Raw genomic sequence first — 22375 nt, 5'->3', positions numbered from 1 at the left:
TAAATATAAAAGCCCTTTTCATCAATAGTATCACTTGATGAAAAGGGCTTTAGCTTTTTCTTTATAAAAGAATTAGTCAATTACTGTAACTAAATCTTCTTTGCTTTTACGTACTTTCTTCAAGTTCACTAGCCAGTCATTTTCAGCATCTCTATAACCAACAGGAAGCATAACACAACTTCTTAATCCTTTTTCTCTTAGGCCAAGAATCTCATCTACTTTTTCAGGAGAAAATCCTTCTAGAGGAGTGGCATCTACTCCTTCAAAAGCACATGCAGCAATCGCTTGAGAAAAAGCAATATAAGCTTGTTTTGCAGCATGATTGAAGTTTTCTTCAGCATCTCTATTTGGGTAGATGTTCAACAACATCTTTCTGTAATTTTCCCATCCTTCGTTTTCAAAACCTCTTACTTCATTAACCAAATCAAACATTTTATTGATACGGTCAGCTGTATAGGTATCCCAAGCAGCAAAAACAAAAAGGTGGGAACAGTCTGTAATTACTGATTGATCCCAAGAAACGGGTTTGATTTTTTCTTTGATTTCCTGGTTAGTGATCACCAAAACTTCAAAAGGTTGTAGTCCACTTGATGTAGGTGCTAAAGAAATAGCCTCTATAATATTATCAATTTTTTCTTGTGGTACTTTTTGGCCGTTCATAGCCTTAGCAGCATAACGCCATTGTAATTTATCTAATAACTCCATTGTTTGTTTTATTTTTATTATTGGATGGTTCAAAAGTACAAGACTGAAAATGGAAATAATTAACCATATGGTAAGAAATCTACTTTTTCGAGTTTTCTACACGAATTCTGCTTAAACTCTGTTGTGTGATACCTAAATAAGAAGCGATATGATAATTAGAAATCATTTTTTCAATATCAGGGTATTCCTTTAAAAACAACTCATAACGCTCAGCGGCGGATAACTGTAATTGATTGAGAATCCTTTTATGAACACTGACCACATGCCTCTCTAAGTTTTTTCTTTGAAAGGATTCAAATTCAGGAAATAGCTTAAAGCCTTTCTCTAAATCTTTAAAATCAAACTCAATTAAAGTAGCATCCGTTATACTTTCAACAGTTAAAGAAGAAGGTTCATGGTTATATAAAGCTATAAAATCACTAATCCACCATTCTTTTATAGCAAATTGAAGGGTATGTTCTTTAGCATCTTTGTTCATACAATAAGCTCTCATACAACCTTCTGTTACAAAGTATGATTTACTTATTGGTTTACCTGGAATTATTAAATCTTCTCCTTTTCTTATTTTAATAACTTTTCCAATACTAGATAAATACGTTAAAGCATCCTCCGGTAGGCTATTACTTCTTTTGATTTTATCGATTAATATATTGTGTTCCAAGCTGATTCATTTTAGGTTCATAATTTCACATCAATATAGGTGTTTTTGAAAGATAATAATTGATTTATCATACAGTAGAATAATTATAATCAGAAGTTTTCGCTATTCTTTTTACAGGTTATTTGTTATGAGAAAAAAAGATAAAATAAAAAAACGCAAGCTAATAAAGCCTGCGTTTTTACTTTGATCTACTTTAAAATGAATTTTACTTCGTAAAAGATAGTCTGCTAGTTTCCAATATAGCGACCATTAGAATTCATTACTTCTGGTTGCCATGTTCTTGTGAAAGTAGCTAGGTTTTCTTGTACTTCTGGAAGTAAATCTCCAGCGTACTTATCAATCGCACCATCGCCTAGGTATAAACCTATATATGCCAAAATATCATCAGTAGCTAATCCATTTTCCTGTCCGAAACCAGTTCTTAGTACTTGTCTTGGATCGCTTCCTTTTGCTTGAGAAGCTTCATTACGAGTTAGTATACCGTCCTTATTCGTATCTAAATCTTCAATTAACCATTGTGCCTTTTGTTCACCAATTAATGCCTCGAAATATACTTTAGCATCTACCGCTGTAATCGAAGGGTTAATTGATGGAACTGTTCCTTGGTATCCACATTTATCGATAAATTCATCATCGATGTCGATACCTAAGTTGATTTCGATATCTAGAATTGCTAAACGAGCATTTTCAGGATCTGAAACAACACCATCGCGGCTTACAAAGTAACCATCTGAATTCAGGCAACCATCATTACCATTACCCACTGGGGTTACACAAGTAGTATTGTTCGGGTTAAAGTTCCCACTACCGTTGTCTGTATTATCTCCCTCATTTCCTGTTGATGTATCAGTACACCCTGCACTTGATGCTTGAACTGCATCAGTCCAACATTGTCCACAAGCTTCAAATGGGTGAGAAGAAGGACAGTTTGGAGAGGCCGCTGTATCATTAGTACCTTCCTCTTCTGTAGTACCTTCATCACTACTACCTGTTTCTGTACACCCAGCTGAAGTAGCTTGGGCTTCATTTTCCCAACATTGGTCACATGCTATATAAGGATGCGACGACGGACAATTGATTCTATAGTTTGATGCCTCTTGAGCAATCTCATCTTGTGCGTCGAATTGACAAGATGATAGAATAATAGTTAGAAGTAAGAGTGTTGATTTTAATAATTTCATTTCATACAATATTTAAAATTTGAGATGCACAAATAAAGAAGTGATTCTCCTGAAAATCTATTATTTCACTACTACAAGAGTTTTTGTGACTCAAAATTTAAGTACTTTTATATCACGTCAATATCAAATAATATCATTGATTTCAACTATAAAAACGACATTTTTATAAACTTCAACACCACTTTAAAATTGATAAAGTCGTATTTTTTGATATCTGAAAAAATAAAAATACTTCATCCTTTTCTGCTTTATAAAGTGGTACGAAACCTTAACAATGAAGCTGTATATTGTACGAATGAAAACAATTAGAATTATTACTTTTTTATGTACACTTATGTCTTGTCAGATACAGGAAAAAGGTACAGAAACTATCAACAACTGTAAGCTTGAAGAATTAAGGTTTCAAGATACTTCCACAATTCAATTAGAAGACCTTCAAGAATGGGTCAATACAAAACGAGTTCAAACTGTTGAAGAATTAATGTTTGCACTTCCCGATGTTTACAGAAGAAATTTTTCTTTAGTTGAACATACAAAAGCATTGGGGCAATCGGATTTAAATTCACCCAGAATTATTCTATTTGGAGAAGATGGTCATCTACTTTTCAATATCAGTACCATGGAAAAAGCTGTCACTTATGACAAGGTTGATGGAATGATATTGGATAAAAAGTCTGGAGACTGGGAATTATTTCAATTAGACTTCACTAATAAAAATATAGAAGTAAGACGATCACCTCAAGAATGTTTTAGATGCCACGGGGAAAAACATCCTAAACCCTTATGGGGATCTAGTAATGAATGGCCAGGAGTATTTGGTGATAATGAAGCCAAAGGACCTAATGGAGAGGCTTTATCATTAAGGCATTTAAATAAAATGAATGAAATTAAAGATAAAAAAGTTACGAATAAACGCTTGCTTTCACTAGAATGGGATACACTTCAACAACTTAGATCAGGTGGTGTTAGAAAAATTAAAAACAACAGATTCGGAGCAGAACTTATTGTTTCAAATCAATTTATTGGTAGTTCTGTTTCTCTTGGTATTTATCAGAGGATGAAGAATAAGGACCAAGAATTATTAAAAGAACTAAGTATTCCATTGCTATTACTAACTGCGCAACAACATGATTCCATTTCTTTAGGTAGTATCACACAATCAAAATTAAAACAGAATACAGGTCTTGAAATTGATGCATTATATTCAAAATTAGGGATTGAGCCTTCCTTTGATTTTTCTATAAAAGACAGTAAAGAGAATAGTACTACTGATAAATTTTGGCGACTAGGGAAGGGGAACATCTACGAACAAATTGCATTACAACTATTGTATGATCTAAGTAATGAAGACAAACAAATATATCAACTTCTAAATTCAACAAAAACTGAGGTGCATTGCGTATCAAAAGATCATACTATCAATAATTTACTTGAATTAGTACACCATAAAATGCAATATATGTATCTACTTTCGGGCAAAGGAAAGGCAAATATTGCCGAAGAATATTTGCCTTTAGATGATGATGAAGTTTACCTATCCATTTTAAAACCCATCTATCAGAAGTTGCAACACCTATATGTTATGGAGCAGACTTTATGATATTTCGTTCATGTGTGTGATGTTTTCAATAAACTCGGTTAAACTTTCATGACGGTCAAGGCCGAGTTTTTTCCTTAATCTATATCGGGATGTTTCTACTCCTCTCAATGAGATATTCATGGCTGAAGCCATTTCCTTAGAGGATAGATTCATTCTGATATATGCACAAATTTTTAATTCTTGTGTGTTTAAATCAGGATGTCTTTTCTTTAGTATTTTAAAGAAATCCGAATGAAGTAAATTAAAGTGATCTTCAAACCTAGACCATTCCTTTTCATCATTAATATCTTTTCCGATTCTGTTAATAATCAATTCTAAAGCATCGTAAGTTCTTACCTTAGAAAAATTCCCCTTATTGATCTTTTCTAATATCCTTTGAAGGTCAGATTTCAAACTATTTAAAAGCTCATTGCGCTGTGTTAGGTGCACAGTGCTTAAGGCTAATTCTTTGTTCTTATGATCAAGGTCTTGCTCTAGTTGCTTCTCCTTTAAACGCTGAATTTCAATGTCTTTATTTTCAAGTTGTATTTGTTTTTCGCCTAATAAGCTTTTTACTCTATGTAAGAATGACCATCTAGATGCCAAGACGACACCAATTGTTAACAGAATTCCTATAAAGAGATATAAAACATAAGCATAGATACTTCGACTCCAAGGTGGAGAGATGGTGAAATTAACAAAGATAGGAGCACTTTCTTCTCCATATATGTTTTTACCCTTAATTCTCAATTGGTAATTACCTTCTTTTAAATTGGTGTATTTAACTGAGTTCTGAATACTCCAAGGATTCGGTTGTTTATCAAAACCAATAAGATAGGTTTCATATTTATTGAACTGCATACCATCATAATAGGAAGCTACAAATTCGAAATCAATATTATTTCTATCGTAAGGTATCGTTATATTTTCTTCTGAATTATTATTCAATTCATTCTTACTTTCGAGTCCATCAGAACTATTAAAACTCACTAAAGATACAGGTACCTGTTTATGAATAGCCCTTTGAAAACGGGGATTATAATCAATAAAACCTTCCTTAGCAGTAAATAAGACATGTTGTTTATTAATAGGAATGATGGTCTCTAGGTCATCACTGACTAAGTGATTAATTCTACCAAAAATGTTTCTTTCTATAAATGGACTTTTTGCGTTGATATTCTTTATCATTCCCAACTTTCCGTCTTGTATAAAGAATACATTGTCATCATAATCACTAGCCATTGAAGATATTCTTGTCTCAGTCCCTAAAAGCTTGGTATACAAGGGGTGAAGTTTAAATTTATCTGTTGGCTCATCATAAATAAAAACACCTCTTTCTCCACAAAAAATCAATTCGTTTCTTACATAAAATAAATTGATTAATACATTACTAAAGAACCCATCGTTTTCTCCATAATGCCTTACCTTAAGGATTTTATAGTTTTCAGGATCAAAGCTTATTTTGTAGACACCTTTAAAACCATGTGAAACCCAAATAGTCTTTTGACCAGGCTCTATATAAATCAATCGGCTAGACTCTTTAAAACCTGGAATTTTTTTTGTTTTCCACTTGCTATTTTTTGTTTTCTCAAGTAGATATAAACCGTTATATCCCCCTTGAAGAAAATGAGTATCGTTCAAAGCAATTGTGTTCCATGCACCTATTTCCTTATTGATTTGTAAGCTTTTATCTTTTTGTATTTCATATAACCCAAGATGTTGGGCATGAAATAATTTACCATTTACTTCTTCAATAAAATAGGTATGTCCTCTAGCTTCAGTAATACTTTTAAAAGCAAATTTTTCGCCCGTTACATTATCTACATCTTCAACAAATAGTCCATTGGATGTACCAAGATATAATCGATCATTTGATATACAAGCTGCATAACCTCCGCCTTCAACACCTGCATTTTTATTAATCAGTTTAAATGGCGATTCTAACTCTATGTATGACAGCCCATTTCTATGGGCCACCCATAAATTATCCTGTTTATCAAGAAATAACGAATAAACAATAATATCTGTAAGTCCTTTTGTCGTATCGATATGATCGATCAGTTGATAATTTTCAGATAGAATAAATATCCCAGCGTTTTGAGTACCTATTGCAATTCTATTGTTTGTCAAAAGAGTTGCAGTATTGATCATCGCATCATTAAACTTTGACCAAAGTGACTGAGCAACAGGTAAAAGGACATTGTTTTTCTCAAGGTAAATTTCTCCCTCAAGAGTAAAAATCATATGTTCATTTTTAGAAATTCTTAAAATCTGACGTATGTTTTTACCTTTCAGAAAATATGAATTTTGAATCTTCTTTCGCTCTTGGGTTAATGGTATATACTTTTCGATCCCTAATTCATTATTAGAGGAAAAAATATATCCATCCATATAGTAGGAGTACCTTGTTTTTTCGACGGTTTGAATCGCCGTAACGTACTCGTTATTATACCTGAAAATAAAATCATGCGCAATGAAATAAATCTCATTACTTTTCCCTTCTTGAATATTCCAAACCTCATCAAATTCGATATCCTTAGGTAATTCATCCGAAAGTGATGTATAAAAAAGTTGGTTTGCACTATCCAATTGAAAGTAACCAAATTCTTTTTGGCCGCCAACGTAAATCCTTTTATCAATTGCTTTTACAGACAACAGATTGGAGTTGGCCTTATTTAGTTTGTATGTATTCCAATTTCTACCATTAAACTCTAGTAACCCAAAGTTGTTCGCGAAATACATATACCCCCTAAAGTCTTGAGTAATTGACCAATTTTGTGAACCTGCATTATATACTGAAGACGGAATATTAGTAGTAATAGGAACTCCTTTTATAGTGTCAGTAATTTTTGAAAATGCCGGTAGTTGTAATATGAAAAGTAAACAAAAAAGTAGTACCGTTAATCTCATATAGTTAATTGTAGTGTTATAAATAAAGTAGACCTATAGCTCGTTGAAATATTAAAATATAAAGAAATAACTCCCCATACAAAAGTACAGGGAGTTAATTTTATAAATGACTAGTTGATAAGAATCTTTTGAGTAATGTTATCATTGATTTTCAGAAGGTATAAACCTTTTGGTAAATCAGTAATTTTTATCTGCTGACCAATACCCGTTTTCATTAATTGTCCTTGAATATTGATAAGTTGGAACACTGGTTTTTCCTCTAATCCACCAATATTAATGATAGATCTCGCAGGGTTTGGATATACCGTAATGTCCTTAATTGTTTCTTTTAACTCTTCTGCTAATTGAATCTGTCTTTGGTTACTTGCATCATCAAATAATTGATCGCTGATAGATGGACTACCTAATAACCAAAATTCTGAATTTGTTTCTTCTAACCATAATGCTTTAATAGCAGGGTTCTCCTCAATTCTAGTATCACCCCAATAACCTTCAGCATACGGTGAAGCCCATTTCGCTTGTGTATTCCAATTGGCGTTGATATAAGTAACTGCTCTAATCACATCTGCATTTGTATGGATATAATCTAGGAAAGGAGTGAACCATCTATCCCAAGCTTCTTGAGCATCTAAATTTGCGATCCAAGTACCTGGAGTATAGTTTTCTTCAGCTGTAGCTAAACCTTCTGTTAATAGTGTTTTTGCACCTTCATACGTATAACCTGTTATTGCTCGAGAAACTTTACTAGGTGTAGTATCATACTCTGAGATTTCAAGGTCATAGCCTTGAGGTGTTGCTTCAGCAATCATCACAGGTTTGTTATGTTCTCTTGCAAAAGCAAGCATCTCGTCCGCAAGATCATTTTGATTTGGCAAATTAGGCACATCATCAAACCCGAAATATTGTGAGGCCTCAGTTGGTGAAATAAACCATGAAATACCACACCAGTCTACGTAATCATCACCTGGGTACCAACCTGCAATGTCTTCTTTTGCAGCTACCAAGTCTCCTCCGTTTCCAAAGTATCCATCCAATACATCATCAACTGGAGAAGTAGACGATTGCCATACATAAGCAACATTATTCACGCCTCTAGCATCCATTCCATCTACAATGTGTCTCCAAGCTGCCTTATATTCTTCTTGTTTATGGTAACCACCAGGATAATCTCCACCCGCAGTTTCTTGAGAGTTCCATCTACCATCAAACTCATAACCAATTCTTAAATAGATTTTTTTCTCAGGGAATTTATTACAGAATAAGGCAAGTTTATCTATGTGCTGCTCATATTGTCCATTGGCAATTCCTTGTAAACCATTTAGGTTCCAGTTTTCTGTAATTGACATGGCAACAATTAGTGCAGATTCACCCCAGCCTAATGCAGTAGATGAAGCATTCAACGGTCCAGAACCCCAATCTGTATCAATATCAGTAAAGTTACCTTGGTTATCCATACCTGTAGCACCATAATTAATTCCATAGTTATCTTGAGTTAACATATAGAATGCTACATATGCAACAGCAGCACCTGGCTCTGGCATATTACCATTTCTGTAACCCGACATTGCCGATAAATCTTGACCTATTGCTAATAATGTTTTACCATCTTTAGGAGTAAACTTCCCTTCAATTTTGTTTCCAACAGGAGGTGGAGTTGTCGATTCTTGCTTAGTTTTTACTTGAATTTCATTTGTTAGGTCACTACTTCCTTCAGAGTTTGTCGCATACATAGTAACGTAATAATTCTGATCTGCTGCCAAGTTATTAATAGTTGCAGATGAAGAAGAAGTTTGTACACTATCCACATACGTACCACTATTTGTACCATATAGCACCCAATAGTTTGAAGCATTCGATACTGCATCCCAACCTAATGAAATACTTGACGTAGTTTGACTTGATGAAACTAAATTAGTTGGCACTGAAGGTTTTGTTTCAACTGGAGGATCAATCGGTGTTTCTGAATTATCACAACCTGTTGTTAGGATAGCATATAAATTAGGATCTCCATTTTGATAAAAGCCTGAAGAAATTTCTTCATTCCACTTTTGAGCTACATAAGTATTTCTTTCTACTCTTGTGTCTCCCCAATAACCATTTCCTGCTTCAGGCCATTGCCATTGTTCTTGTGATTGCCAATCTGCATTAATGTAAGCTATTGCTCTAATTACATCTTCGTTGCCTTGAATGAAAGGTAATAATTGACCTTCAAAATATTGTTCCCACATTTCCTGACCTGTCAATGAAGTCTTTTGTGATGGATCGGCAAAGTTAGCAAAAGTGTTTTCATCAAAATCATAATATTGTGCTGAAACTTCTGCCATCATCACTGGCTTTTGCTTAGTTCTAGCCATATCCAATAAGAATTGGAGATTTGGTCCATTAAACCCTTCATCATAGAAGAAAAAAGATAAACCAATATAATCTACATACTCATCTCCAGGGTACCATGCATCAATTGGTAAACTATTATAAGTAAATCCGTAAGCTGCAGACTGCCATACATATGCCACATTTTCAACTCCTGCAGCATTTAAACGATCTACTAAATATCTATAAGCATTGATATATTTTGTAGGCTCATAATGGTTCCATTGCCCGTCAAACTCATAACCGACACGTAAAAAGAATGGAGTTGTTGGATTGGCTTTTGCGAAGTTGGCAAACTTATCAATAGAAGCATCATAAAGTCCATTAACTACGTCTGTTAGACCGTTCGGGTGATCTTCACCAACACCATCATTATCTTCCACCATGTATAAGCCAATAGCTACCGCTGCACTTGGATGCTTATCAATCCCACATTGAATACACATATCACCACTACCATAGTTATTTACAGATTCCAACCCTGCAAAATCATAAATATTGGTGTAGTTTGTAAATCCTCCAATGCTAGGGAATAAATTACTGTCGGTGTAACCATCAACCGAATTATTATCTTGGCCTAAGAACAATAAAGCTTTACCATTTTTAGGAGTGAATTTCCCTGAAACTTTACCATTTTCAGCATTCTGTGAACCACCTGCACAGCTAGTTCTTATTTTAGTTATCGTATTCGAAACTTTTGAATCACTTGAATTACTAACAGTAAGTGTATACTTGTAAGTAATATCCTCTACAGGATTAGCTTCAGTGTAGTTAAAGCTTGTAACTACAATATTTTGATTACCTATTTCGGCACTTCCATCAAGCGTTACAATATTCAAAACATATTGTGTTGCATTTGTCACTGAATTCCATTCTACAATCCAACCATTTCCAGTATCACTAGAAGTAAAAGTTATAGTACCTAAATCATTAGGGTTCTCAACAACCTCTTGGTCGGTAGTAACTGAAACAGAATTACTTTGTGTTGAACTTAAACTTCCATTCACTGCAATTACATAATAGCTGTAAGTTGTATTAGAAGTTAAAGTTGACTCCGTAAAAGATGTGCTATTCGCATTAGTTGTTGAGATCAAGCTATTATCTCTATAAATCTCAAAACCTGTTTCATCATTGCTGTTGTCATTCCAGCTCAATGTTACACTGTTCGTAGTAACATTTGATGTTGATAAGTTTGTTGGAGCAATAGGAGGAGTGTCTTCTGGTGGATCTTGAGTTTCATTACAACCACCTGATGCTGCTTGCTCAGCACTTTCCCAACATCTTCCACAAGCCTCAAAAGGATGGGAAGGAGGACAATTCTGTGCATTAATACCAAATGATATTAATGACCATAGTAATAGTAAAGTTAGTTTTTTCATTTTAGTTATTCATTTCATTTAATGCAGAAAAGATGTGCTGCATATTTAATAAAAGAGGCTCATAGCTGCCTCATGGACTATGAAAACAAATCTAAGTGTGATATATACAATTAAACAGCTTTCCTCTACTACAATAACTTTTGGGTTTAGCTATGACGTGACGATCAAATGACGTAAAATTGACCCGTTAATATCAAAAAACAGGGTCTGTATACGTGTTTGCCAAAGAATATTTCTAAAATCAAGTGGAAAAAGAATAGGAAAATAAAAGGCCAATGAAGTACCAAAGGTGTGTTGACTATCGATAACCTGAAGTAGTAAAATCTATCAAATAATAGTTGCAATCAATATTGACGTGTACTTTATTACTTCGATTCATCACTCATTCTCTTAGTTAACCTTAATACAAACTCATATAGTTTTTCATTTTCTACTAACCAAATCTAAACAATGGTATATAAGTTCTTTACAACAAAAAAATCAAAATAGTATTGCTTTAAGTGAAATACCTAAAATGCATATTATGTTCAAATCAAGTATGTTTGGATAAATGAAATGACGATGATGAGATTACACACTATATTGACTTTCTGTGTACTTTTTATACAACTTGATGTTGTGGCACAGCAAACGATTAAAACGTATACACCAAAAAACTTAAAACAAGAAAATTGGTTAGAACAGACTATCAAAGCAAATACAAAATCTAAAATTGTATTTAACTATAATAGCCAACCTTTAGACCTTTCGACCTATAAAAACCTAGGAGTTACTTTTGATAACAAAAACAAGTATCCATTAGATGTTACGGTCTTTGTTAGAGGAAAAGAAAAATATAAGGAGCAATTTTGTAGATATATTATTCCTGCTAAGGATACATTACTAACAAAAGTAATACTCCCAAGACCAAATCTATCTAAAGAGAATGACTGGAAGAAAACACTTGGAAGTACCTTTGTTTTACCCTACGATATGCATCCAAAATGGTCTGCTTTTGACCTCAAAAATACATTGAGGGTAGAAGTTGTAATAAATAACAAATACGACCATCCAATAAAGGTAAGACTAAAACAACCTCAAGGAGTAGGGGAATTCGAATTTCATCAACATCCTACTTTTGATCTTCCGATTCCTACAGTAGATAAAATGGGTCAGTTAAAGTCTGAAAATTGGGAAGGAAAAGTAGAATCAATATCAGAACTAAAAAAACAAGGTAACAAAGACCAGAAACAATATACTCAATCTGAATTCTCGAATATTGAATACGATCAGTTTGGAGGTTGGAAAAATGGTCCTCAACTAGAAGCAACTGGTCAATTTTATACAAAAAAGTACAAGGGGAAGTGGCATTTAGTTGATCCTCTTGGTCATCTATTTTTCTCATTGGGAGTAACAGGAGTTGGACAAGGTTCTGGTACTCCAACTAAGAATAGAGAACAACTCTTTTCATTAGATCATGCTCTTGAAGATGTCTATTCGGATAAAAAAGGATTTATCAATTATTACGATAGAAACTTAGTTTATAAGTACGGAAAAGAATGGAAAAATATCCATCATGAAGTTACAGTAGGGCGTTTACAATCTTGGAATCTGAATACTTGTGGAGCTTGGTCTAATGTAAAACCTAAGCAAAAAGTACCATATACTTTAATCATTCATCCAAAACTTACTCATTTTGGTAAAGTGGATAAAGTTCCCGACCCATTCGACCCTGACTTTGAAAAAGGATTAAGATCAAGAATTCAAGGGGTAATTAGTAGAGGACATAAAGGAGATGCATGGAATTTAGGCATTTTTGTCAACAATGAGATTCATTGGGGAAATGATAGTTATGCTTTAGCATTTGGGGTACTCAATGAAAAACTTGAAATTCCTGCTAGAAAAGAAATGTCAAAATTCTTAGAAGGAAAATACTCAACAATAAAGAAGTTAAATCAGCAATGGAATTCTTCATTTAATGATTTTGATAGTATTCAGGTACAGAAAGTTAATGATTTAAATGAGGCTTTTAAAGAAGATATGAAAGCCTACACACAGCATCACGCAGAAGTATATTATAAATTATGTGCTGAGGTTATTCATGAAATACTACCTGGACATCTTTATTTAGGAAGTAGGATTCATGGTAAAGTCATGGAAAAAAATGAGGCAATACAACTGGCTGCAGCAAAGTATTGTGATGTAGTCAGTTTTAATATCTACAGGTATGATGTTAGTGATTTTAAGCCGCTATACTTAGTAGATAAACCAATAATCATCGGTGAATTTCATTTTGGTTTCTCATCACATGGTGTCTGGGGAGATGGTTTAAAGTATGCTACATCAGAGAAGCATCAGGCTGACTTATATAAAGCTTATATGAAAGGGGTTATTGAGCATCCCAATTTAGTTGGAGCACATTGGTTCCAATGGTCTGATCAACCTGTATTAGGTAGAAAAGATGGTGAAAATTATCGAATAGGTATAGTAGATGTTACAGATCAAGAATTTACTCATCTCACTGACGCAATTAAAGAAGTATCCAGTTGGATATATGAAAATCAATTTGAGTAATATGATTTTGTCAAAAAAAGGAGTCCATTTAGCTGAACTCCTTTTTTTGATGTGTTCCTAACTTTTGATTAATAAAAACACCAAACATCATTTAGTAAATCGCCTCTCCATCCACCAATAATGAAGATTTTATTGTCAAAAGTAACGGCTGTTTGATTAGATCTTTTGTGCATTTCACCATAAGATCTTTGTTGTTTCCATTTTATTCCGTCTTCTGTAGACCATAAGTCGTTATTATAACCTCCGGAAGTAACCCACATCTTACCATCAAATACAACAGAAGATAATCCTGTTCGTTTAGACCATTCGGCATTTTGGGTTTCTTTTATCCAATTTTTTCCATCAACCGATGACCAAACTTCATTATTTGATCCTGATCCTAGGCCACTTTTGTATCCACCCATAACCCACATCTTATCTTTAAATACCACTGAAGTATGGTAGCCTCTAGGGTCAAAATCTGCATTTTTTGTCTCACAAACCCAATTAATTCCATCTACCGATGACCAGATATCATTGAGATAATGGCTATTTTCTAATCGTCCTCCAATAATCCAAATCTTGTCATTATATACTAAACAAGTATGCGTATATCTAGGATCAAATGGGGCATTTTCAACCTCTAAAGTCCAATTTTTTCCATCAGATGATGACCAAACATCATTCTTTATACCATCTGCAGTGCCTCCTCCAATAGTCCATAATTTATTTTTAAATGCAACAGTGGTATGTTGATGTCTTGAAGTAAATGAAGTAGGGGAGTTGACATGCTCGACTTCTGTCCAATTTTTTCCATCATTTGATGACCAAACATCATTTTGAATTCCATTGTTCACCCCACTTGTATTGGATCCTCCAAAAATATATATCTTCCCATTAAAAACTACTGAAGAATGACCATCTCTTCTTATAAAAGGTGCCGTGCCTACCCTTAATACCATGTTTTCACTAATCCTCTTTGAATAAAAGGTATGGTTTGCACTATGAGTGGTATCGTTATAACTATCTTTTGCGATGACTTGCCAATCGTATTTAGTGTACATCACTAATTCATCTGATATTTGGAATGTAGTATCCATATAGTTATCAATATCTACTACAACTTCATTGGTCTCCGTATTAGTCACTTTCAATTGGTAAGAAATAGCATCTCCATCAGGATCAATAGCTGATTCCCATTTTAACAAGGGTAGAAAAGGAATTTCATCTTCGTTATTATAAGGAGAAATTAGATTAAATTTCTCAGGCTGATAGTTTCTATATGTCGTAAAACTAAATATTGAACTCTCCGTTGATGCACCATGAATATCTGACGCCACCACTTTCCATGAGTATTGCGTATCTCTCTTTAAAGGATCGACTATAGTAAAAGTTGTAGAATCGAAGTTTTCATGATAAAGATTACTTGGATTATCAGATCCTTCTTCGATATAAAATGAATAGGATACGGGATCTTGATCAGGGTCTGTAGATTGTTGCCATATAAATCTGGGGTTTATGGTAACATTTGTAGCTGAATCTTGAATCTCCACAAGTTGAAAAGAATAAGGAGGTTGGTTTAAAATTTCTTCTTCTTCAATACCATCTCCAGGAATGTTTGTTGCTTCTTTCTGACAAGAAATGATGATCAAGATAGTTACTGATAAAAGTAATGATCTAAATAATTGCATATTGATTTAGTCGTTGATATAAGTTTGCTTAAATAATATTGTTTGCCTTTATATTTAATAGCATCAAAATTATAAAATTTATTGATTTGATATCAGTATTAATGAATAAATAACATATTTAATATAATTTACCTTATGTTAAATAGAACATATAAAAATAAACCCAGTTTATCTCTGGGTTTATTTTCCTTCTTATAATGCTCTTTGAGGCCTTCCTCCTTTTAAAGCAGTTCCTTTTTGAAGACTTTCTTGGATAATAAAATCACAGAAAAGCTTTGTTTCGTCTGCCTCTCTTTTAACTTCACCAATTTTTAAAGATTTATAATCATCAATCACTTTATTTAAATGAGCGATCATTTCTTTTTGTTCAGTAAGATTTACGTTTACTTTTTCTAAAGTAAATACATGTTCTTTCAACTTATTATAAGCCTCTTCTTTTTCATGTAACTGCTGATTAAAGATAACCTTTAATTCAATTGTCACTTTATCGTACATTTCTTTGTATTGAGGTTGTGCCTGAGACTTAATATATAATCCTCTAAGAATGTTTTGCTTATCTACATAAAGCCTTTTAATCGTTGAAATCTGTTTAGATAAGGTTTTATGATTGTAATATCTTTCTTCCTCTAGGTCCTTCACTTGTCTTGTTAACACATTGATATTGTGCTCAACCTGCATCACTTGATTTGCTTGGTGCTCTAAGATTTTTAAACTTACATTAGCTTGTAAGAGATAGTCTAATCTACTTAAAAAACGAATCTGTCTTGCACTAAGGTTTCTTAAATCTCTACTTGATTTATCAATTTTTTTAATCAAGTCTACTCTTCTTTTTTCAAGTGTATCTACGCTTACAATAGCCACTTGTAGAGCTGAATCCACACCATATAATCTTGCTTCTTGAACGTTCACATAAAACTCATCATATTCCACCTGACGGCGAGGCTTATTTAATGCCGGATACTTTTTATCCTCAAGTTTATGCTTAAAAGTATTTAATGACTGCTCATGATTCTGAACTTGAATCTTTTTCTGCTTGATTTGGTCTTTATTAATCCAATGTCTGTCAATGAACTTCTGACGCTTAGCAATTGGTGTTTCAAGATAATGTCTGATCCACAATTTTAATGCTTCAGATTCAATGGAAGAATAAAGATCAATAAATCTAATGTATGAATAAGCAGAAGTCTTTGCCTCTTCTAAATATTGAAGTCGATCTCTTGTCTTTAATTCTGAATCATTTTTGTCCTTAGCCATCAACAAAGAAGCATAACCCATTGTTGAGAAATTTTTCTTGTTGTATGATAACGCAGACTTAGCATCAGCATATAGATACTCTGCTTGATTCATTTCTAGGTATGAGTCAAGAACTTCAGATCTATTCTTTGTTCTATTTTTCTCTGGAAATGTATTCGTAATAAAATCTTTAATATCTACTTCCTTCTCTAAAAGTTGCCAATTAGGGTTAGATGGTAGATGCGATTCTATTAATACATGTGGTGAAGGCTTAAAGAAAGTATAATCCACCTTTTTGATAAAAGTTGGCGCGTGGAAACTAGACTTTGAATTTTTACCACTCTTTTCTTTAACAACAATACCACTCCCCCACATTGTATCTACAAGATACCATGCTGAGTCAATATTAATTGCATTCCAAGTGTGGTTTGCCTTATAAAGATTGGTCGTTATGCTTTTATTATCCGTAAAGACATAACCGACTATTATCCTTGATGGAATGTTTACTTCCTCGCACAATGCAGAAAATAAAGCTGAATAATCAAGGCTTGTTCCTTTCTTCCTTTTGAGCACTTGCTCTGGAGTAAGGATTCTAATTTTTTTCTCATTATATACTTTTATATCAAGTGATATATTATGTACCACCCAAGTATATATATTCATTGCTTTTTGAATGTCAGAGGACTCATTTTTAGTCAAGTAGTTCGCCAATCGCTCTATAGACTTGCTCGCCGAATTTGGAGAATATTTTGCATATTCTTTTACATTATTTTGAGCTAGTATTCGTCCAGTAGTACAAAAAGTTAAACAAACAGTTGCGATAATTAAAAAAGTAGTTTTCTTCATTTTAGAAGTTCACCGAATTGATAAAAATTTACAGTAGTTATAGTAATGTAGTAATCATTCATATTTATAACGATAAGCTAGTAAATTATTGTACAATAATTATAACAATTTGTACGTTCGGCTGTTTATTCTTGAAATAATACCATCTAAAGTTAGGGTATTAACACAAAATCACCCTTTTGGGGGATAAAGAAACCGTTAGTATTAATACAAAAAAAAACTCTTGATCATCTTTTTATAAAGTGGCCAAGAGTTTTTTCTATTTTATGATTAACGAGATGCTTATTTCATCACAGGTGATACACCTGCAGTCCAATTTAGCTCAGCAACGGACTTAGCGTATTCAGCTCTCATTTTAAATAACTTCGTTTCTGCTTCTATTAGCTTACCTTCTCGGACGTTCATATAGAATACTGAACTTTCACCAGCTTCGAATTTATCTGACTCACCTTGTAATAGAATTTGATAATTAGATGACATTTCCTGTTGCATTTCCGTTAACTCAACGTAATTTTCTACAGTAATAAATGCTCTTCTAATATTGTTACCAATTTCTCTTCTTTTCATGATCAAAGAAAGTTCATTACTCTGAACCTTTAATTTTGACATTTGAAGTTTTGCCCTTTCTTTTCTTAAGAATAAAGGCATTGAGAAAGTGGCTCCGAATTTATAATTCTCAGAAAGACCATAATCCCAACTGCTAGCAGTAGTTCCCAAGTAGTTATATTTTAAATTCAACTCAGGCTTAATCGATTCTTTTGCCAGTTTCTGATCAATTGCAAGTATAGAGTTCTTCGCGACTAAACTTACAATTTCTGGATGGGCAATATCTGCTTCTTTCAAGAGTTGCTCCAATTGAGGTAACGTTTCCACCTGAGTATTTTCAGGTAAAATATCCTCTAGAAGTTCCAAGGGTTGACCATCTTCTGACCATAAATGATTAGATAAAACTAATCTAGCTTTCTGAAGGTCCATCGCAGCCATTCTCACATTGATTTCTCTCTGCTGAATAGTAATTTTTGCTTCTACACCATCTACAGTAGCAAGATCACCTTGTTTGATACGTTCATCCACCGCTTCCATACGGAAAGTTGCTAATGCATACCCTTCTTGAGCTAATCTGTACTGATGGTAGCGATAATACCAGTTCCAATAATCCTTCGCAATCTGAAGAATTAATTTGTTGATGAGTTTAATTTGTTCTGCTTCTGTAACTTTTTGTAATTCAAAACCTTTACGAAGAGCAGCTCTCCTTTCATCCATCAATAAACCTTTCAATACAGGTAACTCTACCCCGATGTACATTAATCCATTTCCTGAATCCGTATCATTTTCTGGGTTAAGATTATAACCATCATTGCGTTCATAACCAACATTCAATGAACCTGCCCAAAGTGGTACTTTAGCATAAGAGTTCCACTTTTGGTAGTACTCTTTGTCTTTGAATACCTTTTGATCATATTTTGATTCAAGTTTAGGGTCAAAAGATCCTCTACCCAATCGTATTTGCATTTGCCCTTGTTCTGTAAGAAGTCCTGCCTGTTTAGCAACAGGGTGATTTAACATCACCATACTGTAAAGGTCTTCTAAAGTAAGAACGTTTTCAGTAGAATCTTTTTCCTGAGCAAATGAAAAGTGGAAAGATAATGAGAATAAGATAACAAGTAGTTTCTTCATATTATTTCTTTTTACCCTGGTCGGATCCTCCTTTATAATCTTTTAAGCTTGGTGGGAAACCATTGATTTGACGCCATAGTTCGTACCAAATTGGCACTTCCTCTAACATTACCCAACCAAATACACCTGTACCCATTCTTAACTCAGCAGGCCATGGCTCATCTTTTTCTTTTGAATCTTGTGTGATCAATACTCTAAAAGTACCATCCGGTTGATTCATAAAGTCTACAACTTGAACCTGACCACCAAATGTACCTACACTTACACTAGGCCAACCAGAGAATTGTATTGATGGCCAACCATCAAATCTTAATCTCACATGTCTGCCTTCTTCAATCAAAGGAACATCCATTGTTTTGATATAAATTGCTGCTGCAAGGTGTGGTTCATCAGGAACAAGAGTTAATAATGCTTGTCCACTTTTTACGTTTTCACCAATACCACTATTAAGAGCTTGTACAACAACACCTTTTTGTGGTGCTCTAATTACTCTCATACCTGCTCTAATTTCCATACTAGAAAGTTCGTTTCTAGCTTTAGCAAGTGCTGCATCACTATCTGCAATATCAGATAAAGTAGTGCTCAGTTCAGAATCCGTTTTAGCAATTTTATCTAATACTTCGTTTCTCGCTGCATTTTTACCTAATACGGCATTCTGGTATTCATTTCTTGCCATTTCAAGTTTCGTTCTTGCAGAAACTTCCTTGGCTACTGATTGTTGGTATTTACTTCTTACAGTTTCTAATTTTGTTAAAGAAATTAGTCCTTTCTCATGAAGTTCTTGATTCGCTTTATATTGACGGTCGGCGTTCTTTAAATCTACTTTTGATGCCTCCCATGCAATACTATCTCCTTCAATCTTTAAAATCGACTGCTCAATTTTATTATCAAATTGCTTTAACTTGATTAATAAACCTGCTTCTAATGCTTCTAATTGACGTTTCTTTGCTTCAACTTTATCTTGTTTTGCAATGATTGCTTCTCCTTTTGCTTGGATACCTTCTTCCAAACGTAAGATCATATCAGGGTCAATGTATTTATCTTTAACTTCTGCAATTGTCAATAATACTTGGCCAGAATCTACATGTTGTCCTTCCTGTACATTCCATTGAGCAATTGTACCATCAATTGGACATTGAATTTTTTGAGGACGATCTTGTGGTGTCAGTGCTGTAATTTCACCTCTAGCTCTAATGTTTTGCTGCCAAGGTAGAAACATTATGATAATAAAAAGAGCAAGAAGTACCATCAGTACTCTAGCCACTTTTCTTGCTTGACTAGGAGAGTTTAATGTATTTAATGTGCCAAATCTTCTTTCAAATTCATGTTGTTCAGAAGATTTCTTTTCTGTTATATTCAGCATTATTAAAAGAGTTAAGCGTTGAAAGTTTTAGTAGTAAGGAAACACTGCTTGTAACCTTCATGATCTTTGATTTCATTAATAGTACCAATCGTTTCAACTTTACCATTCGACAAAATTGCCACTCGGTCACTCAACGTTGATAATATAGGATCGTTACCGACAAAAATCACAGTCCATGGATTAGATTTATCAATAATGAAAGAAAGAATCTTTAATCTCACATTACTTTCAAGCTCTTGGAATGTCTTGTTTAAAATCAATAATTTTGGTCTATCTACAATACATCTAGCTAAAATAAAGCGAATAGCAACGCTTTCAGAGAATACGCGGCCACCTGCTGTAATTACCGTTTGAAGACCATTTGGTTGTTTTTCTACAAACTCAAGTAATTCAACACTCTTTAGCGCCCAGATAATATCTTCATAAGTAACACTTTCTCTACCCATGGTAATATTCTCGTATAACGTTCCATCGAAAAGCTCTTCTTCAGAAACGTTTTTAGAAATATCACTTCTAAGGTTTATGAGATCAAGGTCTCTTAAATTATAATCATCGTAGCTAATTGCACCTTTGTAGTTATCTAGGAAACTAGATAGCGCCAAGATCATTGTATCTTTTCCTGAGTTATTATATCCTGATAAACAGATACGTTCTCCAGATTTAATATTGATTGTAATGCCATTTAACGCTCTGTATCCATCAGAATAAGCAAACTTTACATCTTTCATTTTGATGGCAAAACCTTTTCTATCTTCGTTATTCATAAACACACCACCTTTTCTTTCTAAAGGAAGGTCTGTTACATGAGCAATTTTATCTACTGCTGTTAGCATATCATAGGCAACTTCCATCGAAAGCACTAACTTTTCTGAGGCAGAAAGCACTAATACAATAACGATTTCCGAAGCTACGAATTGACCTAAATTCATTTGACGATTAATTACTAACCATGAACCTATAATTAAAAGTCCACCTGTAACTAATGTTTTAAAGATATATACAAAGATAAACTGATTGATAACAACGTTGAATTGTTTCTCTCTGTAGTGTAGGTAATGGTTTGTTAGGTTTTCCGTTCTGTCTAATGGCAATAAAGTTCTACCAACGATCTTGAATGAAGAAAGAGTTCTCGCCATTTCTTCCAACCAGTGTACAACTTTGTATTTATATTTCGACTCCACCATATTGGCTTCCAAAGCCTTTGGTCCAGTGAAGTAAAATAGTATTACTAGCATTGAGATCAGAACTACACCAAATACAATAAATAATGGGTGGTAGAATGATAATAGAATCATTCCAAAAAGTATTTGAAGAACTGCTCCTGATAAATCAATTAAAAATTTAGGTAAACTTTTTTGTATCGTTAATACATCAAAGAAACGGTTCATTAATTCTGGTGCATAATTTCCCATTAGTGCTTCCAACTTTATCTTTGGAAGTCTAAAGGCAAATTCGAAGGCCGCTTTTACAAACACCCTTCGTTGCAAGGTCTCCACCACTTTCAACTGCATGATTTGTAACCCTCCAGTAAACATGGTAAACACTACCACCAAACCAATCATGACGGTGATGGAATCGATAACAACACCTCCGGCGATTAATTCTATGACAGTCTGTACACCTAAAGGCAACACTAAACCAAATAAAGATATAAGTAGAGCATAGATATAGATATAACCAATATCCTTTTTCTCTGCTGCTAATAATCTATATAAACGATTAGAAGACGTGTTTTTCTTCTTCGATTTACTGTCAGAAATTAATGGATTATTAGAAATAGGGATAGCGTAGATAATTTCACCATTATCTTCCCTTACTAATTGGCTTAATGCCAAGTTTAAGTTTATTTCTTCCTCCTGACCTAATACATCAACAGATTGAGCCACTACTTTTCCCTTTTTATTTAAGTGGAAAATTACTGGAACAATATTGTCGTCTATATTACACTGAGCGATAAAAGGAGTGATACTTTTTTCAAGATGAGTAGTCAGCTGATTTATAGTACCCTTACTTTTTACAATCGCTAAATTGATTTCATCGGCATATCGTATAAAGACCTCCCAAAAATCATTGGATAATTGTAAGTCGACAATTGGCTCGGTTATGCTTTCGTCAATATTGTGACGAATAAGAGATGAAAGAATTAAACTAAGTTTCTTATATCCTTTGTTAGTCATAAAACTGAAGTTGATTCTCGTAGTGTTAAGATTTCAATACAAATTTATACTTAATATCTATTTGATTTTAC

At 33.6% G+C, this 22375-nt stretch carries 12 protein-coding genes; 2 read left to right on the top strand and 10 right to left on the bottom strand.

Translation table 11 applies throughout. The features are described 5' to 3' along the window. Positions 1-72: 72 nt before the first annotated feature. The 3 genes from QL232_RS04040 to QL232_RS04030 all read right to left on the bottom strand — a co-directional run bounded on the left by QL232_RS04040 (position 73) and on the right by QL232_RS04030 (position 2547). The gene (locus QL232_RS04040) at positions 73-705 is read right to left on the bottom strand and encodes an NAD(P)H-dependent oxidoreductase (protein WP_281613203.1); all 633 of its coding nucleotides are present in this window, start codon (positions 703-705) and stop codon (positions 73-75) included. A 79-nt stretch (positions 706-784) separates the two neighbouring features. Beyond that, positions 785-1366: a Crp/Fnr family transcriptional regulator gene (locus QL232_RS04035; protein WP_281613202.1), complete on the bottom strand. Its 582-nt coding sequence runs from the start codon at positions 1364-1366 to the stop codon at positions 785-787. A 227-nt stretch (positions 1367-1593) separates the two neighbouring features. Beyond that, positions 1594-2547 (bottom strand): hypothetical protein, encoded by a 954-nt coding sequence (locus QL232_RS04030; protein WP_281613201.1) that lies wholly within the window; start codon positions 2545-2547, stop codon positions 1594-1596. Between the two features lie 295 nt (positions 2548-2842). Between QL232_RS04030 and QL232_RS04025 the strand changes: the two genes are divergently transcribed. After that, complete coding sequence (locus tag QL232_RS04025) at positions 2843-4147, top strand: hypothetical protein (protein ID WP_281613200.1); 1305 nt, start codon at positions 2843-2845, stop codon at positions 4145-4147. Here QL232_RS04025 and QL232_RS04020 read toward each other — a convergent pair. Next, a complete protein-coding gene (locus tag QL232_RS04020) occupies positions 4142-7036 on the bottom strand; it encodes a triple tyrosine motif-containing protein (protein WP_281613199.1) in 2895 nt (964 codons plus the stop codon). The two genes, QL232_RS04025 and QL232_RS04020, sit on opposite strands and share 6 nt — an antisense overlap. A gap of 110 nt (positions 7037-7146) precedes the next feature. Beyond that, positions 7147-10785 carry a glycosyl hydrolase gene (locus tag QL232_RS04015; RefSeq protein ID WP_281613198.1) on the bottom strand — a complete coding sequence of 1213 codons (3639 nt, stop codon included), beginning with the start codon at positions 10783-10785 and terminating at the stop codon, positions 7147-7149. A gap of 561 nt (positions 10786-11346) precedes the next feature. On the opposite strand from QL232_RS04015, the gene QL232_RS04010 reads away from it, so the two are divergent. Continuing rightward, a complete protein-coding gene (locus QL232_RS04010) occupies positions 11347-13338 on the top strand; it encodes a beta-galactosidase (RefSeq protein ID WP_281613197.1) in 1992 nt (663 codons plus the stop codon). 68 nt (positions 13339-13406) lie between these two features. Here the strand turns inward: QL232_RS04010 and QL232_RS04005 are convergent, their stop codons facing one another. From QL232_RS04005 to QL232_RS03985, 5 genes are all read right to left on the bottom strand, one after another. Next, positions 13407-15008 (bottom strand): kelch repeat-containing protein, encoded by a 1602-nt coding sequence (locus tag QL232_RS04005; RefSeq protein ID WP_281613196.1) that lies wholly within the window; start codon positions 15006-15008, stop codon positions 13407-13409. A 192-nt stretch (positions 15009-15200) separates the two neighbouring features. Beyond that, positions 15201-17087, bottom strand: coding sequence for a transglutaminase domain-containing protein (locus tag QL232_RS04000; RefSeq protein ID WP_281613195.1), 1887 nt, complete (start codon positions 17085-17087; stop codon positions 15201-15203). Positions 17088-17369: 282 nt separating this feature from the next. Next, on the bottom strand, positions 17370-18764 hold the full coding sequence (locus QL232_RS03995; RefSeq protein WP_168882677.1) for a TolC family protein: 1395 nt from the start codon (positions 18762-18764) through the stop codon (positions 17370-17372). A gap of 1 nt (position 18765) precedes the next feature. Further along, complete coding sequence (locus QL232_RS03990; RefSeq protein ID WP_168882676.1) at positions 18766-20127, bottom strand: HlyD family efflux transporter periplasmic adaptor subunit; 1362 nt, start codon at positions 20125-20127, stop codon at positions 18766-18768. Between the two features lie 11 nt (positions 20128-20138). Continuing rightward, on the bottom strand, positions 20139-22304 hold the full coding sequence (locus tag QL232_RS03985; RefSeq protein ID WP_168882675.1) for an ABC transporter ATP-binding protein: 2166 nt from the start codon (positions 22302-22304) through the stop codon (positions 20139-20141). Positions 22305-22375 lie beyond the last annotated feature (71 nt).

This window comes from Flammeovirga sp. SubArs3, from assembly GCF_947387565.1.
GTDB lineage: Bacteria > Bacteroidota > Bacteroidia > Cytophagales > Flammeovirgaceae > Flammeovirga > Flammeovirga agarivorans.
This window is presented reverse-complemented; position numbering and strand designations above follow the sequence as displayed.

Bases quoted from the DNA above. Each gene is read 5' to 3' on its own strand.
- QL232_RS04040 (WP_281613203.1), bottom strand. From the start codon at position 705: ATGGAGTTATTAGATAAATTACAATGGCGTTATGCTGCTAAGGCTATG.
- QL232_RS04030 (WP_281613201.1), bottom strand. From the start codon at position 2,547: ATGAAATTATTAAAATCAACACTCTTACTTCTAACTATTATTCTATCA.
- QL232_RS04025 (WP_281613200.1), top strand. From the start codon at position 2,843: ATGAAAACAATTAGAATTATTACTTTTTTATGTACACTTATGTCTTGT.
- QL232_RS04020 (WP_281613199.1), bottom strand. From the start codon at position 7,036: ATGAGATTAACGGTACTACTTTTTTGTTTACTTTTCATATTACAACTA.
- QL232_RS04015 (WP_281613198.1), bottom strand. From the start codon at position 10,785: ATGAAAAAACTAACTTTACTATTACTATGGTCATTAATATCATTTGGT.
- QL232_RS04010 (WP_281613197.1), top strand. From the start codon at position 11,347: ATGATGAGATTACACACTATATTGACTTTCTGTGTACTTTTTATACAA.
- QL232_RS04005 (WP_281613196.1), bottom strand. From the start codon at position 15,008: ATGCAATTATTTAGATCATTACTTTTATCAGTAACTATCTTGATCATC.
- QL232_RS04000 (WP_281613195.1), bottom strand. From the start codon at position 17,087: ATGAAGAAAACTACTTTTTTAATTATCGCAACTGTTTGTTTAACTTTT.
- QL232_RS03995 (WP_168882677.1), bottom strand. From the start codon at position 18,764: ATGAAGAAACTACTTGTTATCTTATTCTCATTATCTTTCCACTTTTCA.
- QL232_RS03990 (WP_168882676.1), bottom strand. From the start codon at position 20,127: ATGCTGAATATAACAGAAAAGAAATCTTCTGAACAACATGAATTTGAA.
- QL232_RS03985 (WP_168882675.1), bottom strand. From the start codon at position 22,304: ATGACTAACAAAGGATATAAGAAACTTAGTTTAATTCTTTCATCTCTT.